The organism is Nocardia sp. NPDC003979 (assembly GCF_053605015.1).
Map to the genome: position 1 here is coordinate 1 of NZ_JBSGIJ010000039.1, position 21,588 is coordinate 21,588.

The 21,588-nt window shown below is 67.0% G+C and carries 29 protein-coding genes; 21 read left to right on the top strand and 8 right to left on the bottom strand.

Annotated elements, in window-relative coordinates; genetic code table 11:
• Positions 1 to 712 precede the first annotated feature (712 nt).
• Positions 713 to 961 carry a hypothetical protein gene (locus ACWEVR_RS33570; RefSeq protein WP_019050219.1) on the bottom strand — a complete coding sequence of 83 codons (249 nt, stop codon included), beginning with the start codon at positions 959 to 961 and terminating at the stop codon, positions 713 to 715.
• A gap of 152 nt (positions 962 to 1,113) precedes the next feature.
• Here ACWEVR_RS33570 and ACWEVR_RS33575 point away from each other — a divergent pair, with 152 nt between their 5' ends.
• A complete protein-coding gene (locus tag ACWEVR_RS33575) occupies positions 1,114 to 1,944 on the top strand; it encodes a DUF2637 domain-containing protein (protein ID WP_019050220.1) in 831 nt (276 codons plus the stop codon).
• A 21-nt stretch (positions 1,945 to 1,965) separates the two neighbouring features.
• Positions 1,966 to 2,802 (top strand): hypothetical protein, encoded by an 837-nt coding sequence (locus tag ACWEVR_RS33580; protein WP_022566099.1) that lies wholly within the window; start codon positions 1,966 to 1,968, stop codon positions 2,800 to 2,802.
• Here the strand turns inward: ACWEVR_RS33580 and ACWEVR_RS33585 are convergent.
• Complete coding sequence (locus ACWEVR_RS33585) at positions 2,787 to 3,251, bottom strand: hypothetical protein (protein ID WP_126405862.1); 465 nt, start codon at positions 3,249 to 3,251, stop codon at positions 2,787 to 2,789. The two genes, ACWEVR_RS33580 and ACWEVR_RS33585, sit on opposite strands and share 16 nt — an antisense overlap.
• 309 nt (positions 3,252 to 3,560) lie before the next feature.
• Here ACWEVR_RS33585 and ACWEVR_RS33590 point away from each other — a divergent pair, with 309 nt between their 5' ends.
• Positions 3,561 to 4,136 carry a hypothetical protein gene (locus ACWEVR_RS33590; protein ID WP_019050223.1) on the top strand — a complete coding sequence of 192 codons (576 nt, stop codon included), beginning with the start codon at positions 3,561 to 3,563 and terminating at the stop codon, positions 4,134 to 4,136.
• A 38-nt stretch (positions 4,137 to 4,174) separates the two neighbouring features.
• On the opposite strand, the gene ACWEVR_RS33595 is transcribed toward ACWEVR_RS33590, so the two are convergent.
• Entirely contained in the window at positions 4,175 to 4,324 is a 150-nt protein-coding gene (locus ACWEVR_RS33595; protein ID WP_019050224.1) for a hypothetical protein, read from the bottom strand.
• A gap of 39 nt (positions 4,325 to 4,363) precedes the next feature.
• Between ACWEVR_RS33595 and ACWEVR_RS33600 the strand changes: the two genes are divergently transcribed.
• The 10 genes from ACWEVR_RS33600 (at position 4,364) to ACWEVR_RS33645 (ending at position 12,541) form a co-directional block, all read left to right on the top strand.
• The gene (locus ACWEVR_RS33600) at positions 4,364 to 5,455 is read left to right on the top strand and encodes a hypothetical protein (protein WP_232017250.1); all 1,092 of its coding nucleotides are present in this window, start codon (positions 4,364 to 4,366) and stop codon (positions 5,453 to 5,455) included.
• Positions 5,456 to 5,553: 98 nt separating this feature from the next.
• Positions 5,554 to 6,234, top strand: a complete 681-nt coding sequence (locus ACWEVR_RS33605) for a class II glutamine amidotransferase domain-containing protein (RefSeq protein ID WP_198041201.1) — start codon at positions 5,554 to 5,556, stop codon at positions 6,232 to 6,234.
• Positions 6,235 to 6,323: 89 nt separating this feature from the next.
• Complete coding sequence (locus ACWEVR_RS33610) at positions 6,324 to 7,574, top strand: hypothetical protein (RefSeq protein WP_022566095.1); 1,251 nt, start codon at positions 6,324 to 6,326, stop codon at positions 7,572 to 7,574.
• A complete protein-coding gene (locus ACWEVR_RS33615; RefSeq protein WP_019050229.1) occupies positions 7,562 to 8,320 on the top strand; it encodes a class II glutamine amidotransferase in 759 nt (252 codons plus the stop codon). The genes ACWEVR_RS33610 and ACWEVR_RS33615 overlap by 13 nt, the downstream gene beginning before the upstream one ends.
• Positions 8,321 to 8,372: 52 nt before the next feature.
• Complete coding sequence (locus ACWEVR_RS33620; RefSeq protein WP_019050230.1) at positions 8,373 to 8,705, top strand: hypothetical protein; 333 nt, start codon at positions 8,373 to 8,375, stop codon at positions 8,703 to 8,705.
• A complete protein-coding gene (locus ACWEVR_RS33625) occupies positions 8,702 to 9,181 on the top strand; it encodes a hypothetical protein (RefSeq protein ID WP_019050231.1) in 480 nt (159 codons plus the stop codon). Before ACWEVR_RS33620 ends, ACWEVR_RS33625 begins: the two co-directional genes overlap by 4 nt.
• Positions 9,178 to 9,513 carry a hypothetical protein gene (locus ACWEVR_RS33630; protein WP_019050232.1) on the top strand — a complete coding sequence of 112 codons (336 nt, stop codon included), beginning with the start codon at positions 9,178 to 9,180 and terminating at the stop codon, positions 9,511 to 9,513. The genes ACWEVR_RS33625 and ACWEVR_RS33630 overlap by 4 nt, the downstream gene beginning before the upstream one ends.
• Before the next feature lie 137 nt (positions 9,514 to 9,650).
• A complete protein-coding gene (locus tag ACWEVR_RS33635; protein WP_280303859.1) occupies positions 9,651 to 10,124 on the top strand; it encodes a hypothetical protein in 474 nt (157 codons plus the stop codon).
• Positions 10,125 to 10,315: 191 nt separating this feature from the next.
• Positions 10,316 to 11,197, top strand: coding sequence for a DNA-processing protein DprA (locus ACWEVR_RS33640; protein ID WP_280303856.1), 882 nt, complete (start codon positions 10,316 to 10,318; stop codon positions 11,195 to 11,197).
• Between the two features lie 216 nt (positions 11,198 to 11,413).
• Entirely contained in the window at positions 11,414 to 12,541 is a 1,128-nt protein-coding gene (locus ACWEVR_RS33645) for a hypothetical protein (RefSeq protein WP_280303852.1), read from the top strand.
• A 41-nt stretch (positions 12,542 to 12,582) separates the two neighbouring features.
• Here ACWEVR_RS33645 and ACWEVR_RS33650 read toward each other — a convergent pair whose 3' ends face one another.
• A complete protein-coding gene (locus ACWEVR_RS33650; protein WP_316575412.1) occupies positions 12,583 to 12,738 on the bottom strand; it encodes a hypothetical protein in 156 nt (51 codons plus the stop codon).
• Between the two features lie 2 nt (positions 12,739 to 12,740).
• Here ACWEVR_RS33650 and ACWEVR_RS33655 point away from each other — a divergent pair, with 2 nt between their 5' ends.
• Positions 12,741 to 13,199, top strand: a complete 459-nt coding sequence (locus tag ACWEVR_RS33655) for a DUF3085 domain-containing protein (RefSeq protein ID WP_280303848.1) — start codon at positions 12,741 to 12,743, stop codon at positions 13,197 to 13,199.
• Positions 13,200 to 13,274: 75 nt separating this feature from the next.
• On the opposite strand, the gene ACWEVR_RS33660 is transcribed toward ACWEVR_RS33655, so the two are convergent.
• Positions 13,275 to 13,745, bottom strand: a complete 471-nt coding sequence (locus ACWEVR_RS33660) for a GNAT family N-acetyltransferase (protein ID WP_280303847.1) — start codon at positions 13,743 to 13,745, stop codon at positions 13,275 to 13,277.
• Between the two features lie 82 nt (positions 13,746 to 13,827).
• A complete protein-coding gene (locus ACWEVR_RS33665) occupies positions 13,828 to 14,148 on the bottom strand; it encodes a hypothetical protein (RefSeq protein ID WP_280303845.1) in 321 nt (106 codons plus the stop codon).
• Between the two features lie 55 nt (positions 14,149 to 14,203).
• On the opposite strand from ACWEVR_RS33665, the gene ACWEVR_RS33670 reads away from it, so the two are divergent.
• Positions 14,204 to 14,479: a DUF6374 family protein gene (locus tag ACWEVR_RS33670; protein WP_195142395.1), complete on the top strand. Its 276-nt coding sequence runs from the start codon at positions 14,204 to 14,206 to the stop codon at positions 14,477 to 14,479.
• A 49-nt stretch (positions 14,480 to 14,528) separates the two neighbouring features.
• On the opposite strand, the gene ACWEVR_RS33675 is transcribed toward ACWEVR_RS33670, so the two are convergent.
• Entirely contained in the window at positions 14,529 to 14,819 is a 291-nt protein-coding gene (locus ACWEVR_RS33675; RefSeq protein WP_195142396.1) for a hypothetical protein, read from the bottom strand.
• A gap of 378 nt (positions 14,820 to 15,197) precedes the next feature.
• Between ACWEVR_RS33675 and ACWEVR_RS33680 the strand changes: the two genes are divergently transcribed.
• The 3 genes from ACWEVR_RS33680 (at position 15,198) to ACWEVR_RS33690 (ending at position 17,217) form a co-directional block, all read left to right on the top strand.
• Positions 15,198 to 15,404, top strand: a complete 207-nt coding sequence (locus tag ACWEVR_RS33680; RefSeq protein WP_280303838.1) for a hypothetical protein — start codon at positions 15,198 to 15,200, stop codon at positions 15,402 to 15,404.
• Positions 15,389 to 15,658, top strand: coding sequence for a hypothetical protein (locus tag ACWEVR_RS33685; protein WP_280303835.1), 270 nt, complete (start codon positions 15,389 to 15,391; stop codon positions 15,656 to 15,658). The genes ACWEVR_RS33680 and ACWEVR_RS33685 overlap by 16 nt, the downstream gene beginning before the upstream one ends.
• Positions 15,659 to 15,789: 131 nt before the next feature.
• Positions 15,790 to 17,217, top strand: a complete 1,428-nt coding sequence (locus tag ACWEVR_RS33690; RefSeq protein ID WP_280303831.1) for a hypothetical protein — start codon at positions 15,790 to 15,792, stop codon at positions 17,215 to 17,217.
• 108 nt (positions 17,218 to 17,325) lie between these two features.
• Here ACWEVR_RS33690 and ACWEVR_RS33695 read toward each other — a convergent pair whose 3' ends face one another.
• The gene (locus ACWEVR_RS33695) at positions 17,326 to 18,450 is read right to left on the bottom strand and encodes a DUF4238 domain-containing protein (protein ID WP_280303828.1); all 1,125 of its coding nucleotides are present in this window, start codon (positions 18,448 to 18,450) and stop codon (positions 17,326 to 17,328) included.
• A 341-nt stretch (positions 18,451 to 18,791) separates the two neighbouring features.
• Here ACWEVR_RS33695 and ACWEVR_RS33700 point away from each other — a divergent pair, with 341 nt between their 5' ends.
• The 3 genes from ACWEVR_RS33700 to ACWEVR_RS33710 form a co-directional block, all read left to right on the top strand.
• Positions 18,792 to 19,037 carry a hypothetical protein gene (locus ACWEVR_RS33700; RefSeq protein WP_280303825.1) on the top strand — a complete coding sequence of 82 codons (246 nt, stop codon included), beginning with the start codon at positions 18,792 to 18,794 and terminating at the stop codon, positions 19,035 to 19,037.
• A 76-nt stretch (positions 19,038 to 19,113) separates the two neighbouring features.
• Complete coding sequence (locus tag ACWEVR_RS33705) at positions 19,114 to 20,904, top strand: ParB/RepB/Spo0J family partition protein (RefSeq protein ID WP_280303822.1); 1,791 nt, start codon at positions 19,114 to 19,116, stop codon at positions 20,902 to 20,904.
• A gap of 382 nt (positions 20,905 to 21,286) precedes the next feature.
• On the top strand, positions 21,287 to 21,588 hold a 302-nt coding region (locus ACWEVR_RS33710; RefSeq protein WP_452470167.1), incomplete at its 3' end, for a single-stranded DNA-binding protein.

A 21,588-nucleotide genomic window follows, 5' to 3' on the forward strand; every position in this document is an offset into this window, starting at 1 on the left:
TGCCGATGTCCTCGGCCACGTCGACCCCGCGATGACCCAACGCCACTACATGGCACGCGGACGCCCACACAAGGCCGCCGCCGATGTACTCAACCGAGCGGTGACCGGATAGCGGAATCAGACCGCTCGCGAATCCATTCGAAATACGCTGCCCAACTCGAACCCCGCCGGACACTCGCCATTTGAATTAGTGGGGACTTACTGGTGACCACATAGCCCGCAAATCAGACGAAAAATATGGTCTGACCTGCACATATGTGGAGCTAAGGGGAATCGATCCCCTGACCTTCTCGGTGCAGATGGAACGGACTACCACAGACAACGGCAAACAACAAATCGGACATCGGATCATCGTTCTGACCTGGTGAAACAGGATCGTGACGACAATCCTGGACAACTATCGACAACGGTGGACAACGGCGTGTTCGGCCGAATTAGTGGGGACAAAGTGGGGAGTGCCCTGCGGCCCTCCCGACAGGAACCCATCACGCGGAGCACTCCGTCATCGGTCGAGAATCCTCCCGTGCCCGCCGCGGCCATCCCCTGTATTGGTTTCCAGTTCCAGCCCGAGTGACCTCAGCAGCGACGCGGCCGCACCCGATCTCCACCCTCGCAATTCACCACAGACTGCGGCGATCCACTGCGGGGCGAGCCGGCACCTCGACGCACGGGCACGACCCGAGGCGACCGGGTATCGGTCCGTCTCGGCTCGTCACCGTGGTCGGCGTGGCGGCGGCTTCGCCAGCGTGACCGTCTCGATCGGCGGTGCCGCGACGGCTTCGTGTACTGCCGGGGTGCGGCCGTTGGCGACGCACAACAGAACCTGCTCCACCGTTCGATACACCGTCGCCGGTTCCTCACGCCTCGTCATGGAGGTTCCAGCCTCACCGTGCTCGGCCACGATTTCGGCCTTGATCGACGCCGAGGTTCGCCGATAGGCGGTGCCGATGTTGAACCTCACGGCCTCGACGGTCTCGGCTCGTCGGACCTCCGCGGGTGAAGCAATGCCTCTGACCGCGACTTCTGACCACCAATGCCCCCAAGCAAGGGGATCAGCCTATGCAACCGACATCGCCATCATCCGCCTGTAACCAGCCCCCGACGACCGACGACGTGCGCACCGAACGTGCGCACGTCTTCTTCTGGACCGAGCTCTGTATCGCCGCCGGAGTCAGCGTGATCGGCAACGCGACCCAAGCCGTCCTGCACACCACGGCCCTGCCCTTGCTCGCGGCCACTGTCGCGGTCATTCCGCCCCTGGCGTTGCTGGCAGCCGTTCATGGTGTTGCGCTGCTCGCACGCGCCGACACCGTATCCCTCACTGCGCGTCGCGCTGCGACCGCCCTGACCGTGGTGATCGCCGGCGGGGCGTTCTGGCTGTCGTTCACCGCGCTACGCGCCCTCGCGATCACCGCGGGCGTGCCCGCTGGCGAAGCGTGGCTGTGGCCGCTCATCGTCGAGGGAAGCATGACGCAAAGTTCGCTGGCCCTGCTAATTCTGGCGCACGCACACCACCCCAACACCGACATCGACGCGACATCCCAGACGCCAGCACGGATACCCGCCCTCGAACCACTCCCGACCGAGACTGTCCGAGCAGCACTGCCTGCCTCGCCACCGGAACCTTGCGAACCCGTCGAGGAACCACTCGACGATCGGATCAGCTCAGACATCGACCTGGAGGCGCTGGCGATGTCGATCTGCGACCAAGACCCCGGCGGGCGTCGCGATCGTGCGACCGTCTTTGCGGTGTTGTCACATCGCTACCTCGATGGTTGGAGCGCCGCACACATTGCACGTGAACTCGGACGCAGCCGGTCCGCCGTCAGCCGGATCCTGCGAGATGCCGAACGACTGCATGCAAGTGCTGCCACCGACCGTGCGCACGCCGACAACGCCCCACCCGCCGACCGTGCGCACACCGGTCCAACCGTGCGCACGTAGGGCGCGACCACCCGGCAGGGTGTGCGCACGCTGCGTTCGACCGTGCGCACGCCCACTACCTATGACTGGGTGGGGCAGACACTGTTTCGACCCGTGCGCACGGGGGCTGAACATTTGCCGGATGTGGTTCACACCACATCGACAGTGGCTGCGGTCCAAGGTTTGATCGATGCACGGTTCGTTGCCAGGTACCACTCTTCTCGTGCTCTTCTCCAGCGAAACCATGTCCTTGGGGGACCTGTGAACTTCGATATGTCCTGTCCGCAGTGCGATCGTGTCGACTGGGTTCAGAACGTGCCCGCGGTCATGTCCGACGGCACCCACAGCGGCTACAGCACCGGCGTGCATGCCGGGTTCGGTGTCGCACCGGGCGGAGTTGTCCCGGTCATTGGGACCTCCACCAGCGAGTTCAGCCACAGCTCTGCGTTGGCGAGAAGTCTGGCGTGGCAGCCGATTCTCCCGTCGGCCGGTCCTCTGTCGGTCCTCGGCTCGGTGTTGATGTTCTTCCCGCTGATCGCGTTCGGCCTGAGCACTGTCGGATTGACGATGGAGCCGTTGCCCTCGCATCCGATTCGGATGATGGTGTCGGTGCTGGGCCTCTACTTGTTTCCGATCTTGCTGTCCATTCCAGTTGTCGCGATCTTCACTACCGCGTTCAAGCGTGCACGCCGCAACAGCAAGGTCGACGCCGGGCGGCACCGAGCACGCGGTGTTTGGAGCCACGGCTACTACTGCCACCGATGCGGCGTGGCCTACTGGCCGTACCCGACAGAACCCGGTATCCCTTACCGAGTCGCCCTCGCTCCCAGCCAGTTTCGTTGGCACGTCTGGAACACCGGCGGTTACGCCAAACTCTGACCGGCCTGTTCTTCGGCACTCAGCCCGGCCCTCGATTCCCTCTGTATGCCTGGCCGCTCAGGTTCGTGGTGGTCGGGACGTGTTCGTCCCTGCGAATCGGGATCGTTCTGTGCAGCCACGGATACTCGCGCCACAGCGATCAGTTGTCGCACCTGTCTGTTGGTCAACTCGAGGAGTTCACTGATGTCGTCATCGGACTCCCCTAAGTCGCGCATCGTCGACACTGCGCCCGCTTGCTGAGCTCGCCAACGCGTGACTTCCGTCTCGTGCTCGCCTTCCAACTGCTCGATCCTCTTGCGCAACTCGCTGACGCGCTGGTCGCGTATCGCGGTGCACTGTCGGATCGATCCTGCCGCACGTAGATAGATCTGGACTGCGTCCATCATCTCGGACTCGCGGCGCGTGGCTGCCTCACGCCGAGCTTTCATCAATTTCTGGACTTCGTCCAAACGGCGACTCGATTCGGGGTCGCGCTTGGATCGTCGTTGTCTGCCAGCAGGCATCTCGATCTCCTGAGAGTGGCCCGACCAGCGGCTCTTCCGCCTGCCAGCCTACGCCGCCAACTCGGGCCCTCGCCAGCATCGCGACGGCAACACCCTGGCGCTACAGGTTCTTTCACCAGCCCTTACGTATCCGCTTGCCGCTCGCTGTGCCCCGCGACGCGTCCTGCCCTGCGGTCCGGCTCGGTGACCGGGTGAGCCACTTCGCGTTCCCCCCGGCCCCTCTCACCCGCACAGTTTCTCGAAGTAGGGAGACCGATGACCACCTCGCACACCATGTTCGAACCGATCCTCCGCGAGCTAGCCGGATCGGAGTTCACCAAGACCCTCCTTGCAACGTTCAGGCAGCTGGAGTGGGCCGAGGAGGAGATCCAGCGAGCCCAAACCCGCCACCCTGATGTCGCTGACGTGTTGCACCACAGCTTTTCGCTGTTGAGCGCGACCGAAGATCGGATGTCCACCGAGTTCGTCTACCGGGCGCATGCCCGGGAGCTGCTCGAGCGGGTCGCGACCGGTGTGTCGACAAAGCCGGGGACCTCGGTCGAGGTCGTGTTGTCGCTGATGCGCGCGAGCTTGGTGACTCCGTTGAACACCACCGCGTTCGGCCTGTACGTGCGGATGTGGCGTCAGGCCGGACTGCCCACCGTCGATGGTCTGGGCGGGGATCTGGGCGAGCACCACGAAGCCATCAACGCTAGCCGGATCGATGAGTTCGAGGCGATCGCCCGGCGCCAGCTCGCCCAGCCCTCCCGTGTGCTGACGCTGGTTTCCTGCGAGGGCCGCCATCTCGGCGAACCGGTCGACTGCCGCCTGGCAACTGCGCGCGCCGCCTGACCTGTCCCTGTCCTGGGTCACGTTTTTCGTCCTGTCTTTCACGCCGCATCCGGTTTTCGGGTGCGGCGTTCGTCGTCTTTCGGAAGGGGTTTGCTGTGCCCGATCTCGATCTGCCCGATCCGTGCGGGGTCTGCCGATCCCGCGAACCCGGTGTACGTGTCCCGGTCGACGCCGGGATCGTCTGCCACGCATGCGCCCGAACCTGCGCCCAGTGTTACCGCTGCGGCGTGCGTTCGCTCGCCCTCACCGACACCGCCGCCGGGCGGCGCCTGTGTTCGGACTGTGCGACCGGATTGAACGCGTGCGTGTCGTGTGCGGAGGTGACCTTCACCGGTCTGCGCACCGACACCGGCGGTTTCGTCTGCGGGATCTGCGCGCACCAGTTGTTCGATCAGTGCTTCCGGTGCGAACGGTTCACCCGCCACAGCCGCTACGTCGTCGGCAACCACCGCACCTGCCCTACGTGCGCTCAGGAGCTGTGCGCGTGTCCGGACTGCGGCACGTTGCTGGCGGGGCGGCGCGGGTGTGATCGGTGCGCTGACCGGCACACGTTGTGGAACTACACCTACCGTCCCGACCCGATCTTCCACGGCACCGGCCCGTTGTTCCTCGGGCTGGAACTGGAAGTCGTTGTACCCGAAGACTGTTTCGACGATGCGATCGCGACCGCCACCGACACACTCGGATCGCTCGGCTATCTCAAACGTGATTCCTCGATCCGCCCCATGGGTTTCGAGATCGTGTGCCACCCGATGACCTACCAGTACGCCCTCACCGAATTCCCGTGGCAGGTCCTGCACCAGCTCGCCCGGTTGGGCTGTGAGACCGGTGCCGGTGTTGGTTTGCACGTGCACGCCTCTAGGGCAGGGTTCACCGGGCCCGCACACATTTTCCGGTGGATGAAGCTGGTCTACCGCAACTCCGACCAGGTCTCGCGGTTGGCGCGACGCACCAGCCGCTACGCCCCGTTCGAGCCCGACACTCGCTCGCGTGCCAAAGACCTGGCCAAAGGCGCCCGCCACGCGGTCGGGTTGCCCCGGTACCAGGCGATCAACCCCCACCCCCGCGACACCCTCGAGCTGCGGGTCTTCGCCAGCGCGCTCGACCCCGGCCAGGTGCAGGCGGCGTTGGCGTTCACCGAGGCCTCCATCGCCTACACCGCCGACCTCACCGTCGCCCAGATCCACGCAGGCGGCTGGGACTGGGACCAGTTCACCGACTGGCTGTCGCGCCGCCTCGAATACGCGCCCTTGGTGGTCGAACTGGCCCACCTTGCCGACCTGATCGATGAACAGGAGGGCGTGCTGTGTGCCTCTTGACCTTCATCCCCGCCTCCGTCGCACCGGACCCGACCGCGTTGCGGCATGGCGCCGAGGCGAATCCGCACGGGCATGGGTTCGCTGTTATCGCCGGCCCCGTGATTGTGACCGGGCACGGCATGAACGCCGAGGAAGTGATCGACCTGTTCGCCCGGGTTCGTGCCCAGCATCCGCGGGGTCCGGCGTTGTTTCATTCCCGCTACGCAACCCACGGCATCCGCACCGTCGACAACTGTCACCCCTTCCGCCTCGGTGGTGACAAACGAACCGTGTTGGCGCACAACGGTGTCCTGCCCAAACGTGTGCATCCGGGCCCGTATGACTGGCGATCGGACACCCGCATCGCCGCCGAGGACTACCTCCCACGCCAGCCGTTCGGGTCGATCGACACCCACAAGGGGTTTCGGGGACTCGAGTCCTGGCTGGGGTCATCCAAGTTGCTGATCCTCACTGTCGACCCCGCCTTCGACCAGCAGGTGTATCTGCTCAACGAGTCGAAAGGCTTGTGGGACAGCGGGATCTGGTACTCCAACCGCAGCTACCTGCCCTGGTCGCAGCGGTACGCCACGCAACGCCGATTGGCATGCCGTAGCTGTGAGACCGTCGACGAGAACCGGGTCAGCCGCTACTGCACCACGTGCGGGTGGTGCTTCGCCTGCGAGAACCGGTTCCCGCACTGCGAATGCCGCCGACCGCGCACCCGCAGCCCGCGCCACCGCGCTCTCAACCGACCCCTGCCGTTGTCGGCGGTGAAACCACCGACCGCCCCGAGTCCCTGACGCGTCGGTCGCACCGCAAGTCACCAACGCTTTTCCCCTGAGCCTGCACCCGTCGTGCGGGCTTTCGTCGTTTCCAGGGAAGGAATTCCATGCCCACCGCTGTCCTGGTCGTCCTCGCCGAATGCGATGCCTGTTCAGCCCGACACCCTGCCGCGGACTTGGTCGAGACGGCCGAGAACCAACAACTCTGCTCGGACTGTGTCGCTGGCCTCGACCTGTGTGAGAGGTGTGATTTCCCCGCCCGCGATACCGCACTGACCACTGCGGACGACTACTGGTGTGCTGGTTGCCGAGCCCCCTGCACCGTGTGTGAGGACTGCGAGCGCTACGCGCCCTACGTCGTGGCGGTCCTCTCCGGCGGTGACGTGTGCGAATCGTGTGCCGAGTCCTACACCGCCTGCGACGACTGCGATCTGCGCACCGCCGACTCCTACACCGTCGACGGTGATCGGGCGGTGTGCGAGGACTGCCGCGACGACTACACCCGATGCCACAGGTGCCGCACCCTCGTCCGGGGACGTGAGTACTACTGCGACGACTGCGCCCGGCCCGACGATTCCCGTGTCCACGACTCCGACTACAGCCCGCGCCCGGTCTTTCACGGGCACGGGCCGCTGTTTCTGGGCATGGAACTCGAACTCCGCACCACCGTGCACGGCTATGAGGACTCGGTCGCGACCGCGAACAACCACCTCGACGGGGTCGGCTACCTCAAATACGACGGGTCGATCAGTTGCGGGTTCGAACTGGTCACCCACCCGATGAGTTTCGACTACGCGATGAGCGAGTTCCCCTGGGCGCTGTTGACGCGGCTGCGGTTGCTGGGTTGTCACACCGATGACGAGGTCGGCATCCACGTGCATGTGTCGCGGGCCGGGTTCGACTCCCCTGCCCATATCTACCGGTGGCTCAAACTCGTCTACCGCAACGAAACCCACGTCACCGCGCTGGCGCGGCGCCGCGACTCGCAATGGGCCAGCTTCGACCCCGACACCCGCGACATGGCCAAACACCTCGCCCACGGCGGACACGGGTGGGGCCGCTATCACGCCATCAACGCCCGACCCGCCCACACCTTCGAGCTGCGGGTCTTCGCCAGCTCGCTCGATCGCCGCGAGGTGCAAGCCGCGCTCGGTTTCGCCCATGCCTCCGTCGAATACACCCGCGCCCTGCGCGCCCACGACGTCGTCGCCGGCCAGGGCTGGGACTGGGCCACCTTCACCAGCTGGGTGGCAGCGCGACCGGAATACGCCGCTTTGACCGCTGAACTCGCCGCGCTGGCACCGGCCTCAATCGGTGTGCCCAGCCGGAACCTGGAGGACTTCGCATGTGCATCTTGACCGTCATCAAACCCGGCATCGCCCCCGATTTCCATGCTCTCGCCGCCGGTGCGGTCGCGAACCCGCACGGGCACGGGTGGGCTGTGCACGCCGGGGACCGGCTCATCGTCGGCCACGGCATGGACCCAGAGACCACCATCACCGAATTCGCCCACGCCCGAGCATCATTCCCGGACGGGCCGGCGTTGTTTCATTCCCGCTTCGCCACCCACGGTGACCACACCACCGCCAACTGTCACCCCTTCGCCATCGGCGGGGACAAGCGAAGCGTGCTGGCCCACAACGGGATCCTGCCCGAGCACGTCCACCCCCTCACCGGTGACGACCGTTCCGATACCCGGATCGCGGCCGAGGACTTCTTGCCGCAGAACCCGTTCGGGTCATTGGATTCCTGGGCCGGACGGGAACGGTTCGAACTCTGGTTGGGTACCGACAAGGCCGCCATCCTCACCGTCGACCCCGCCTACAAACATCCCGCCTACATCTTCAACGAACACCGCGGGCACTGGCGCGACGGGTCGTGGTACTCAAATCACAACTACGAGCTGGGCCGATACCCGGCCGGTGCCTTCGTCGACTACGAGTTCTGTGACAACTGCGGGGCAGAGTACGACAACCCCGACGGCCCGCACTGCCCGTACTGCGGCTTCTGCGAAGCGTGCCTGAATCCCTACCCGCGCTGCCGCTGCACCTGCCCCGATGAGGCCGACCGCTACTCCGACCTCCTGGCACTCGAAACCGCCTGACACCCATGTCTTTCGTGCTCCGTCTGGAGCCCTCTTGGAGAGGACACCCTCGATGACCTATCCGCTGACCGTACCGCCCTTGCGCCACAGGGTGCGCGCCGCCCTGAACCAGTTGCGTGGCGTCAGCCCTGTCGCTGACCCGGTGACCGGTTCGACCGAATCGACGATGGTGGTGGCCGCACTCCACGAGGCCCGCCACAACAACCTGACCGTCACCGTCCGCACCCGCGGCGGGCACTTGCATTTTCGGATGACCGTGGACACTGTCGGCGCCCGCCACGCCAACCTGACCACTGATGCCGGTGAGCAGGTGATCGTGCCGTTGCGGTTCATCGAGACTGTGCAGTACCTGGCACCCAGCAACGGTGACCAGGGGCTGCTGTGAACACCACCGTGGTCGGGGCGGCTGAGCCGTCGCGCTGGACCGCCCGCCTGCACCCCATCCCCCGGCCCGCGCGTGAGGTGTTGGTCATCGGCTGGCACGCCGCATTCGCCGACACCCCCGCTGCGGGAACCCCGATCGCGGTGTTCCCCCACACCGAGATCATCGCCGATCACTTGCCGGTGATGGCGTTGGTGCGCATCGAACACGCCACCGCGATCGACACCATCACAGCTGACGGCACACGCGAAACCCGCTGGGGTGCCGACCCGTTCGGTATCGCGAAGACCGGGATCAGTTGGCGGCTGGTGCCCGCACACCTCGCCGAGGACCGGTGGGTGATCGCGCCCGGGTGGTGGGCCGCCGGCGGCGAGGAAGCCGTGCTGCCGACCTCGATCACCTCACACGCCCTCGGCGCACCCACCGTGGTGCCCGTCTACGACCACGACCCACACACCGGGAAACGCTGGACATCGTGATCACCCACGTCGGAGAACTCACCGCCTGGCTGCAAGCCCAGATCCCCGACCCCGACGACAACCTCTACGAGCCGTGGAACACCGGCACCCCGACCACCACCAGCCTGGTGTCGCTGATCCACCTCCGAGTCCAGACACCCTTCGCCCCCGACCGGACCGTCACTGTCGTCCTCGTCGCCTACCGCTGTCCCGCCGAGGACACCGCACCCGACACCGAACCACCAGATTCGAGGCACCCATGCCCGCAACCCCCGGATCCCGACCGCCGGCGGCCGAGCGTGTTCCGATCCCCGCGCGCCTGGCGACGGCACCGCTCTCGTCAGGACTCGTAGTCCCCTACATCACCCTCGCCCACCGCGACCGCACCCGCCCGGTGTGGGGAAACATCGACCCACACCGGCTCGCAGAAGTCCTGCACCACAAGCGATGTCAGGTGTGCGGGGAAGGACTCGACGACACCCTGGTGTTGATGATCCGACCGTCGGACTACCTACGCGGCGTCGCCGTCGAACCCGGCTTGCACCCCGAGTGCGCCTGGTACAGCCGCCGTGCTTGCGTGATGTTGGCCGGGCATGTCGATCGCTACAACCCCGTCGGCAATGCCCCGATCAACCGATGCGGTGACCCGTTGTGCCGCTGCCGGTACTGGGCGCCCCCGGAGGACACCACCCCGGGTCGGGAGGGCAAGCCGGCCGAAGCCTGGTACGAGGCCTGGATCCGGCGCGACGACTACGACGTTTTCACCGTCCCGGCCGACGAATCCGGGCCAGCGGCCACCGGGATCGCGCTACGCGGCGTGCCGTTGCGGCGGTTGCGCAAGGTCCGCGACCCGGCACCGAATTCCGACGATTCCCAGCCGATGGACTTGCTCGCAGCAGTCATCGCCGCCCGCAAACTGTGGGAAACCCTCGGCCTCACCGAAGGACCTGAGAACGGCGACTAGCCGATGGCCCGGCGTGCTCGTCGAGCGCCGGACCCTCGGGCCGACCGCTCGCCGGTCCGGGAGGTGACCAGCCCTCACGATATCCACATGTTGTGGATACCTCTGTGGACAACCACAACAGGAGCCGTCCATCGACCCGGACCCGCATTGCGTTGCAGCGCCGTCCAGACCTTCGAAAGGCTTCCTCGACCATGGAGTCCACCCTTTCCGCCGAATACGCCCAGCAGTTGGCATGGGCAATCCTGGCCCGCGCCGCCCTCACCCGACGCGGCGCGGTCGCGGTCCTGCTCGCCGCTCACGGCGCCGACGGCGCTGCCGACATCCTCGCTCGCGCCACTCCCGGCCTGTCGGTGCGCGCTGAAGCCGACCTCGCCGACGCCCACCGCATCGGTGCCAGGCTGATCACCGGCGAGGACTCCGAGTGGCCGCGCCAGCTCACCGATCTCGACGACCCCGACACCAACCGGCACGGGCCTGTCGCGCTGTGGGCACGCGGCGCCGGACGCCTCAACGCCCTCGCAGAACACGGTGTGGCGGTCATCGGCGCGCGGGCCTGCACCGAGCACGGCGACACCGCCACACGAGACTTCACCACCGCGGCCGCCGGGAAGGGGTGGACGATCGTGACCGGCGGCGCCTACGGCATCGACACCGCCGCCCTCGACGCCACGCTCGCCGCCGACGGATCCGCAGTCGTGGTCACCGCCGGCGGACTGCGCCGCGCCTATCCCGCCGCCAACCACGGCCTGTTCGAGCAGGTCACCCGTCGCGGGCTGCTGGTCTCGGAATACCCGCCGTCCGAACGACCCGCGCGGGAGCGGTTCCTGCACCGCAACCGGATCATCGCCGCACTCGCCAGCACCGGGATGGTGGTGCCCGAGGCCGGGATCCGCAGCGGCACACTCAACGCCGTCGGCTGGGCCAACCGTCTCGACCGGCCCGTGTTCGCGCTGCCCGCCCCGACACCGACCGCGCCTGCGTGGGCCGGGTGCGCGGCCATGCTCGGCGACGGCCGCGCCCGCCTGGCCACCGACACCGCACAACTGCTGGCCGCACTCGCTACCACGCACTGACCCTTTCTCCAGCAGAAACGGAGTACGACGCCGCCACCGAACTCGATGGTCGCAAGCGGCTAGGTCCGCTGTCGCCGTGGACTGACCCTGGATCGATTCCTGGCCGCCACCAGCGCAGCCGATCGTCCAGCATCGCGCCTTCTGATTCCTCACCGGCCACTGAGCCCGCACCCACCGCGGTGCGGGCTCAGTGCATTTCACGGAAGGAAACCTCCCATGCCCACCCCGGTTCTCGCAGAACCTGCCTGCGGCCAGTTCCGCACGCCGACCCCGGCAGCCGACCTCGTCGACCTCCCAGACACCGACGGACTCTGCGGTGATTGCCGGGCCGACTGGCCCGAGTGCCCGCAGTGCCGAAGTTCGGTCCGCGACCTCGTCGAGGTCATCAGCGGCCACGACCTCTGCCCGAGCTGTGCCCAGGACTACCTGCGATGCGGTGATTGCCTGGCGCGCACCGCGCGTCCCTACCCCACCGATGACGGCATCGACGTGTGCGAGATGTGTGCCAGCGAATACCGCGAATGCGACACCTGCGTCACCCTGGTCCCGTTCGGCACCGACCAGTGCTCGGACTGCCGATCAGACCACCCCGCGATCTTCGACTACTTCTACAAGCCCACCCCCGTCTTCCACGGCGACGGACCCCTCTACCTGGGTCTGGAACTCGAAATCCGCGCCACCAGAGAAGGTTTCACCGACGCCGTCGACACCGCCGTGGCCGCCGTCGGCGATCTGGCCTACCTCAAACACGACGGATCGATCAGCTGCGGGTTCGAACTGGTCACCCACCCCATGACCTACCACTACGCGATCAGCGAGTTCCCCTGGTCACTACTGAACCGGCTGCGGCTACTCGGCTGCCACACCGACGACGAGGTCGGCATCCACATCCACCTGTCCCGCGACGGGTTCGACTCCCCCGCCCACATCTACCGGTGGATGAAATTCATCCACCGCAACCAACCCGAAGTCACCACCTTGGCCCGCCGCGACTCCACCTGGGCCCAGTTCACTCCCGCCGCCCGGCAACGGTGCCGAGAATTCGCCCGCGGCAGCCATCGCGGGTTAGGCCGACAACAAGCGATCAACGTCTACCCCGAAGACACCTTCGAACTGCGCGTGTTCGCCAGCTCGCTGAAACCCCAACAGGTCCAAGCGGCCCTCGGCTTCGCCCACGCCTCGGTCGAATACACCCGCAACCTCAGATCCCGCGACATCGCCCGCTACCACGGCTGGGAATGGTCGAGCTTCGCCACCTGGGTCAGCGCCCGCCCCGACTACGCCCCGCTCACCCTCGAACTCACCCAGCTCGGCATCGACGGGCACCAGGCCTGCGCGTCCTGACCACCCAGCCACTTCCCACCTAAAAGCTTGCGGACGGATCCTCAGGCGCCGAGTCGGCACCCAGCCGCGCCCGCGTGGGCCGGGTGCGCGCGGCCGTGGTCGAGAACCGCCGAGCCCACCTTGGCGCCGATGCCGGGCAACGGGTGGCCGCGCTCACCGCCGAGGACTGAACTATTCGCCAACAGAGAGGAATTCATCGATGCCGGTCCGGATGGGCACGTTCGAACTGTGGTTCCCGCTGCGTCAGGTCGCCGTGATCGCCGAGCACGCGATGGCCGCCACAGAGCACTCGTGGCCCGACTACGACAGCGACAAACCCGAACCGGTCCCACCGGCGTTGGTGTGGGCCAAGGACCAGGGCACCTACCTGCTGTCCAACGGCGTACCCCGCCTGCTGGCCGACCCCGCCAAACCCGAGGGCTCCTCGAAGGTCGTGTACGCGGTCGGCTACGAGCAGTACTTCGACTTCTCCTACACCGCGGTCGGGGGCGACGACTTCTCCGAATACATCTCCCTCACCGAGCAACAGGACGGAATCTCGTTGATCGAGATGATTCGCCACCACGCCGCCCGTGGCGGGATCATGATCTTCACTGTGCATCCCGGCGGCCGCTTCGACATCGAGTTCAGTACGGCCGCCGCATCATTGGATCGCTAGCGGCTCGGTACAGATGCCGAATCGACCTCGAATATCGGCGCTTGTCGGGTAGCCGGTCAGTGGCGAGATTCGGCATCAGGTGCGGCGCAGGTCTCTGGGGGGATACGTGCGCACACCCGTCGACACCCGGTGGTGAAAGTGCAGCGCGCTTCCCGAGACCGCGGTGAAGCCGAGCGCTTCGAAGAACTGTCGCCGCCCCCACCGCCCATGCGGGTCGGTATCAAGGACCACCGTCACCTCATCGGCGCCCGCCACGCAGGCTCGCTGGGTGAACGCGCGCACCAACGCAGACCCGACACCGCACCGCGGTCGCACGACACCGACCAGCGCCAGGTGGCCCGTCTGCGGGTTGCCGGCGAGAAACCCTTCGGCCGCGCCGTCGCGGCGAGCGAGGAGCCGAACCGCACCCGGGTCACCGACCCCGGTCAACCGTGATGGTGCGGCGAAGACGCTGTCGCGCAGGTGGTGGAGTTCGTCGAGGCGGACCAGCAGCGGCGCGAGCATCGCGTGCTCACCGTCGATCTGCTCGACCTCGATCCTGTTCACGCCGTCCACGCTGCCATACCGGTACGGCCGTGCAGAAATCTCCGGCGAGCACAGACGCCGTCCGCAGCACCTGCCGTCTCGCCTACTGCTCGACCGGGCTCAGTGCGTGCGCGGGACACCATTGGTGGAGTTGGAGTTGACCGTGCCCGTTGCCGGTGACCAGGGTGAAGGTGACCAGGCCCATCCAGGTTCCGTCGGCGAGCAGCACCCAGGCATGGAGCCAGCCGGGGACGTTGTCGGCCAGACGCAGGCCGCCGAGTTTCACCCGCATGGCCAGCTGGTCCTGGCGGAAGTACTTCGGTTTGGTGGCGATGGCCAGGTGGGCGGCGACGAGCACCTTCTGCGGCGGGTCGACGACTCGCCACGGTTCTGGCGTGAACTGCACCGGCCACTTCTCGAACACGCCGCCGAACTTACAGGTCTCGAATGTATGTTCGATAACGGGTAGAGTTCGGGTCATGCCCGAGACGCCTCGCCCCGCACGGAAGGCTGTAGCGCTCGCCACCGTCCGTCGCCAGCTCGAGGCCTGTGCCGCGTTCGGCATCGCGGTGGACCCGGATCACCTCGATGCGGTCGCGGTGCGGTTGACCCAGGTACTGCGTGATTACGCCGAATCCGATACCCGCAGGTATCCACGCCTGCGACGTCCACTGCGGCCGCGATCCGCTTCGACCGTGCACCCCTGGCGAGTCGACCGCGCTCACCGCGACCCCGAACACCCGTCCTCGTCATGACCGACCTGCGGCCATCGGCCGGACGACTGCAGCCCTGGCCCTGCTCGACTTACAACCGGGGGTCGTGCACGAGCCGGAAGTCGTGCAACGGCTCGTCTTGCCCGCCCGCTGCAGTGAACTCGCGGTCGATGACCTCTCCCGCCGGGATGTCGCAGTCACGGCCCATCACCGCAGCCGACAGGACCAGCGGAGCCGTGGCCGTGTGCCACGGCGTGACGCAGTGCGCGTCGTCGCCGACGGTGAGCATCACCCACAACGGAACCCGACCATCGGGCAGTACCTGGTAGTCCTCGCCGATCGAGGGCGCGTCGAAGTAGATCGGATAGTCGTCGTCACTCATCGGTTCCACTCCCGCCGGATCGTCATGGTGCACGCACCATAGTCGGAAAGCCGTCGCCCAACGGCTGAACGGATACCGGCGGTCGGACTGACGCGGTGGTGGGCTGCTGCATGATGACGATAGTGCGCGGAGCCGACAACACGTATCGGCAACGCCACCTGATCACAACCCCGGCTGCGGCGTCCAGGCCGGTCGGCGCGGAATCCGCAGCCGGCAGCCGTGTAGGGCGATAGGTCAACCCGCAGGCGCCCGGCACCGGCAACCGGATGTCGGCGCTCCTCGATCCTGGAGGGGTGATTTCGATGCCGAGACCTGGACCAGGGTGAAGTCGTCCGATTTGCCGGGAACCTGCAACGAAGCAGCGCCGTCCAAACTGGCATGACACCCGAAGACCGGGCCGCGCTGATCGAAGCGGGCTACGACCCGAACGACCCCGGCGTTCAGGCCCGCATGATCGCGGTCGAGCGCGGACTCGCACTACTGCGGGCACGCTGGCACGACAACTCCGGACCGGCCCACCAGCACTGGACGCACGCGACGACGCCGATGCGTCCGACACGACGGCCGCCGTGCGCTCCACGCTGATCCTGCTCCGCCACGCCGAGCCCGTCATCGGCCCCGACGACACCCGCCCGCTCACCACCCGAGGACGCCGGCAGGCCTGCGCCGTGGTCGACGAACTCGTTGCGCTGGCGCCACATGCGTTCGAGCGCGAACTCGGTCTCCCCCGCTCCAGAACCACCTACACCCTAGCTGTAGCACTCGCCCTCGACGGCGCCTTGCCCGATGAGGCGTATGACCAGTTCCTCGAGCGGGCCTTCCCACCGGACTCCGATTGATCCCACCGGACCATCGCACACGCCACAGCCGATCGTGTCGGAGCCTACTGCTCTAATCCTGTGTCAGGCTTGATCAATCGGATTGCCTTGCCGGAGAGGTTTTTCGGCGCGTCGACAAAGAGGGGTGCCCCATGTGGGAGATCGACAGACTGAACCGCGATGAGCTGCAGAAGGTGTTCGGTGCCGAGCGGCGCTGGTTGCGCGCACCGGGGTTCCCCGCAGGCGAGGCCGACGCCACCGGCGTTACGCGTTGGCCGGCCGATCAGGTGTGGGAGTGGCTCGCAACCCAGAACCCGCAGGCAGCTGCCACTGTGCCGCTGCGGTATTGGCCGCGCGGGGAAGCGATCCTGTCCCGCACACAGGCGATCGAGGGCGGGGTGATCCAGGACTGGACCGTGCACGGGATCATCCTGCGGTTGCTGTGGCCGACCGCGCCTGCCTACGAATCCGGGTGGGCCGGAGGCGAAGCGGCGAAAGTCACGCCCCCGGTGCCGCGGGTGGTCAAGGTTCGTCACGACTTCGGGCTGCGCGGGCCGTCGCTGTGGGTCCTGGACCAGCGCGGTGAACACCTCGACGCCGACGGGCCGGTCTGGCCCGAACTCGCACTGGTCCTGGGCGGTCGGGCACCGTACTGGCCCTACGGACTGCGCGACGCCGCGGCTATGAGCCGCTGGCGCCCAGGCGACGAACCGGTCGAGATCGCCAGTTCCCTGGTCACACCCGACCCGACGCCCCTACTACAGCTGGCGGCCACCCTGCCCGCCGATACCACCGCCCACGCCGTCCTAACACACCTCGCCGCCGACGCCCGCTACCGCGCCGGGCGCGATGTCGCGCAGACGATCAAGATCATCACCACCGAACTAGATATGGCGCACTGGACCGAACTCGCCGCGACCAGCCCGGCCGTCACCGAACCCGCCGACCTCGACGAGGTCGTACTGCGCGACGGGTGGCTCAATATCGCCGCGCGCACCGACACCCTCGCCCGCAACGCGATGCGCGCGGTCCTGGCCTCCGGACACAACGACGGATTCCCCTACACCGCCGCCGAACGCATCGACCCCAGCCAGGGACTCGGCGCCGAATGGGCCGCCCGCCTGCAACCCTGCACTGTCTCAGCAGGTTTCGAGATCCTCTTCGGGCACCTCACCCACAGCGACGACACGGTCACCGACTACCTAACCGATCCCGCCACCGACGCGCCCGCAGTACGCCTGTCCTCCGGACAGATCGTCGCCGCGGTCCCGCATCGGCTACCCACAACCAGCGCTCTGGCCGCACTCACACTCGACAAGCCGATCTGGATCCGACTCGCCGACGGAACCATCCACCTGGCCCCACGCCGCGACGCCCCCGGAATCAACTGGGGCTACCCAGGCAGCGGCACCAACTCCCTGGCCCGGCTCACCGCCTCCCTGCTCGACGACGTCACCGCACCAGCCACCACCCGCTACGACAGCGACAGCCCTGGCCTCCTGGAGCTGCTCACCACAGACTGGCCCCACGGCACTACCTTCGCCCGCGACCAACTCGAAACCGCCCGCCACCGCAGATAAACCGACCAGCCCCGGGCCCGGAGATTTCGCCGCCGGGCCCCGGGCAGCCAACGGAAGGCGCTGTGGTTCTTCGCCTTCGGGTCCACGGTGCCCGGGGTGCCCGCGCGGCTACTCGATCGGGTCCAGATCGGTACGGCGGTCTAGGCGCCGTGGCCGCAGGCGTTTCGGAACCGACATCACCGCGTCCCGCGCTGCGCCGGCGGGCCCGCAGACTGCCAGCAGCGATGCGCGGTCGGGGATCGGGAAGCTTCGGAACAGCGGGTCGTCGCGGCGGCCGACGATCACATCCAGGGAGTAGCGGGTGATGTTGTCGTTGACCCACGCGGCCAAGCGATCAGCGTCTTCGCCCTGCAACCGGTCCCGGTCCACCGCCCCGCGCCAGTCCTGCGTCGCCGGTCCGAACAACAGGATGGTGCGAGGGCTGATCGGCATCACGATTTCCAGCGCGGCCTCGATGTCGCGGGGCTGGGTCGTGTAGATGTGCAGCAGCCTGCGTACTTCGCGTCCGCGCTGACGACGTTTCTTGCCCCGCGCGCGCTCGAGCTTTCGCTGGAACTCCTCGTCGGTCATCGCGCAGTCCGGCTGGTGGTGAACGGGGTCACCGGCAGTGTTGAGGATGACCATTTCGTCTCCGGCCCAGAACAGCGGGCGGTCGATGCTCACCAGTGCGACGGGGCGCGTCATCAGCACCTCCGTCAGCGCGTCAGCCTTCACCCCGAGTTGTTCGAGGTGCTCGTTCTGATGTGGCAGGAACTCGAGGGTGCGCAGATCGTCCTCGGAGATCCTGCCCGGCATCGACCCAGCGGCGTAGGTCTTGGCATACCAGTCGACCATCAGCTCGTACTCACGTCGGCGCCGAGGGCTGCGCACGATCTGGAACGCGACGAACTGCGCCAGGTGCGCGTACTCCTGAGGGCTCAGGACGATGTCGGCGACGAACGGGCTGTTGATCCGTGTCAGCACCGTCGCGGCGCGGTCTTCGACCACGGTCAGGACTTCCTCGAAGGTGGCGTCGAGCTGTCCATCGGTCGCGAGGAAGGTGTAGAAGTCCTTGATCGCGAGATCGCGAATGCCGCGGATGCCCTCCTGGCGGTCGTGCTTGGACTTCACCCAAACCTGGTCGTTCGAGTCGGCCCACCGCTTCAACACCAACCTCGGGATCACGTGGTGCCGGGATCCGACCTTGCCGAAGCGATCCACCGTCTTGAGCCACGCGTCGTCGAGCTTTGCCATGGCGACCATTGCACCACCAGGCTCCGACGGAATTCGACTGATTTCCCCCTACCCCCGCGGCATCCCCCGGCCTTCCATCGCGCGGTCAGCTTGCCAAGTTCAGTGAAGGATCCCGCCGTGCTTGAGCTTGAAGGCCCATCGCCCGTCGTCCACCGGCAGAGCACCCGCCGCGGTCAGCATCGGCGCGTACCGCGGCAACCCACTCACCGGCTCCTCGCCATCACCACGCCCCTTCCACACCACGGCACCAGCAAACATCCAGCGTAACCCTCAACCGGGTGGTCGTCGGCCACCGCACCGCGCACACGACCCGATCACCCCCCGACCGACAGGAGCCCCGAATGAGCACAACACCCGCGATCGATGCCACCGCCGTGGAGTCGATCTCACGGACCGAGTTCGCCGGACGCGAGCACCTCGGCACCGCCGGACCCGTCACCGCACTCGCCGACAACCCGGTGACCGAGGCCTGGCGCGAGCAGTTCCGAGGTTGGCGAGGCCGGTACTGGACCTACCGCCCCGACGAGACCGGGGCGCTGCAGCTGTACTCGCTCAACGTCGCCCGCCGCTCCCGCACCACCAGCTGACCCCGTTCATTTCACGCGCACCCCCGGCTCCAGCTGGTGGTCGCGCCGTTGTCGTCTTCTACCGCAAGGAGTTTCCGTGTCCACGACCACCATCGAGCCCGACGCTTCGGCTGACCTGGAACAGGATCCCACGCCCGGCACCGACCAACCCATCGCCGTGCTCGCGCCGCTGCCTGCGGCCGCCGAGGCCGTCAGCATGGACCCGGCTGATCTGGTGATAGGCCACAACGTGCGTCCCGAAGACCAGATCGATCTCGACGCCCACCCGAAAGAGGTCGAGTCGATCCGCCGGTTCGGGGTGCGCGATCCGATCCTGGCCCAGCGCGGCCCCGACGGACACGTCGTGGTCATCGACGGCCAGGTCCGCGCCTTGATCGCCCGCACCCTCGGTCTTGCGAAGGTCCCCGTCTACATCGAGGCCACCGACCGGTCGATCGATGATCCGGAACGGTTGATCGAGCGGGCGTTGGATCAGATCAACCTCAACGACCGGCGCATCGAGTTGACCGATTCCGCGCGCGCGGCCGGGGTCGCCTACATGCTCGACCTCGGTGCCACCGCCACCCGCATTGCCGAGGGCTTGCAAACCGACACCGCGCGGGTTCGCAAGGCCGGAAAGATCGGTCGATCGAGCACCGCGCGGAACCTGTTGGACACCAGTCAGTTCAGTCTCGACCAGCTCACCGTGATCGCCGGATACGAACAGCTCGGCGATCACGCCGCGGTGGAGAAGCTGTCGTCGGTGCGGTGGAACTTCGACTACGAAGCCGAGCTGATCGCCGCCGACCGCGCCCGACGCCGCGACCGTCTCACGGCGGCCCTGCCCTTCGCGGCGGCCGGGCATCCGATCCTCGAGGTGGACTCCGTCGATGTCGACCACGACACCTATGTCCCCGTCGACGACCTCGTCGATGCCGCCGCCGGACCGGTCAGTGTCGAGATGATCGATGCCGACCCGCGGCGGTGGGCGGTGGCGATGGATCTGGTCGAGGACGCCGAACTCGTCGACCCCGACACCGGGGAGGTCATCGACCCCGACACCGTCGATTTCGACGCCGACCACCCGGGCATCGAACCCGCTGACGGGCTGCGCAGCGTCACCGGTCTGGTGTACCGGGACATGTGGATGCCCAGCTACTACCTGCCCGTCGACCAGCTCGACACCGCAAAGCTGCACCGGCGAGACCTCGAAACCAGCGATGACCGCCCCGATGACGACGACGGCGGCGGCGATCGTGCCCGGGTCGCGGCCGAACACGCGGCAGCCGAGAGCGCCCGTAAACGTGAGGAGCGGCGCCGGGTGATCGAGCTGAACAAACGCGGCGCCGCCGCGAAGACGCGGCGGCTGGAGTTCCTGACCCGGGTACTGGCGTTGCGGACTCCACCGCCGGGCAGCGCCGAGCTCGTCGCGACCTCACTGGCGCGCGACACCACCCTGCTCGGCGGAACCCGCGCCCGAACACTGGCCTTGACGCTGTTCAACGCCGACACCAGCACCGGTCTCACCGACACCGCAGCATCAGCCGTGGCAGGCAGGGCGTGGGTCATCACCCTCGGGCTCGTACTCGCCGCCCACGAATCAACCCTCGACAAGGACTGCTGGCGCACCCACGCCTGGCAGGGCAACACCGTCGCCGCCTACCTGCATTTCCTCGCCGCGGTCGGTGAACACCTGGCCGGTCGTGGGCGCGGCAGCGATCAGACTGAGCAGTTCCGGCTCGTCGACGTCGAGCTCGCTGCCGCTGGCGATCTCGACTACCGCACCATCCCTCTCGATCAGGATCGGACTGAGGTCGTGACCGGTGAGGAGGGCACCGTCGGCGAGCACGACGTCTCGGTGGACGAGCAGCTCGCGCCGGCGGCGTGATCGGTGGGGCGGTCCGGATCGAAGGGGACGACTCGGACCGCCCCGCTCACGATAGCGCCGCTGCTGTCGCGCCGTTGGGCTGTCGCGTGCCCGAACCCCGGCTCATCTCATCTGCCGTCCGGGTCGCTGTTGCGGGCCGGGTCGCGCCGGACACACGGATCCGGTGACTGCTCCTCGAGTTCACAGCACTTCATGGACGGGAGCACATGTTGGTGTCTTGTCGAGACGCCCGCGCATCCGAGCCATCCGGCCTGGCGCCGTCAGAGCGCGAATCCACCTCCGGACCAATCCGATCCGACATCGCTGAGGAACGCTCGCGTACCCGCGCCAGCGCTTGTCGATCAGTCCTACCCACCCCTCTACTTGTACGAAGGAGTTCGTCATGGCTGGTGACACAGTCATCACTGTCATCGGGAATCTGACCTCCGATGTCGAGCTGACTTTCATACCCGCTGGTGATGCAGTAGCGCACTTCACGGTCGCGTCGACCCCGCGGGTGTTCGACCGCAACACCAATCAGTGGCGTGACGGAGAGGCGATGTTCTTGCGCTGCAACATCTGGCGCGAGGCCGCGGAGAACGTCGCCGAGTCGCTGATTATGTGGATCTCAAGATTGAAATATACTACCTACCAGGCTTTTTCCGGCGTGGACATGTCCATATCGAGCGAGCGTGATGCCGTAGC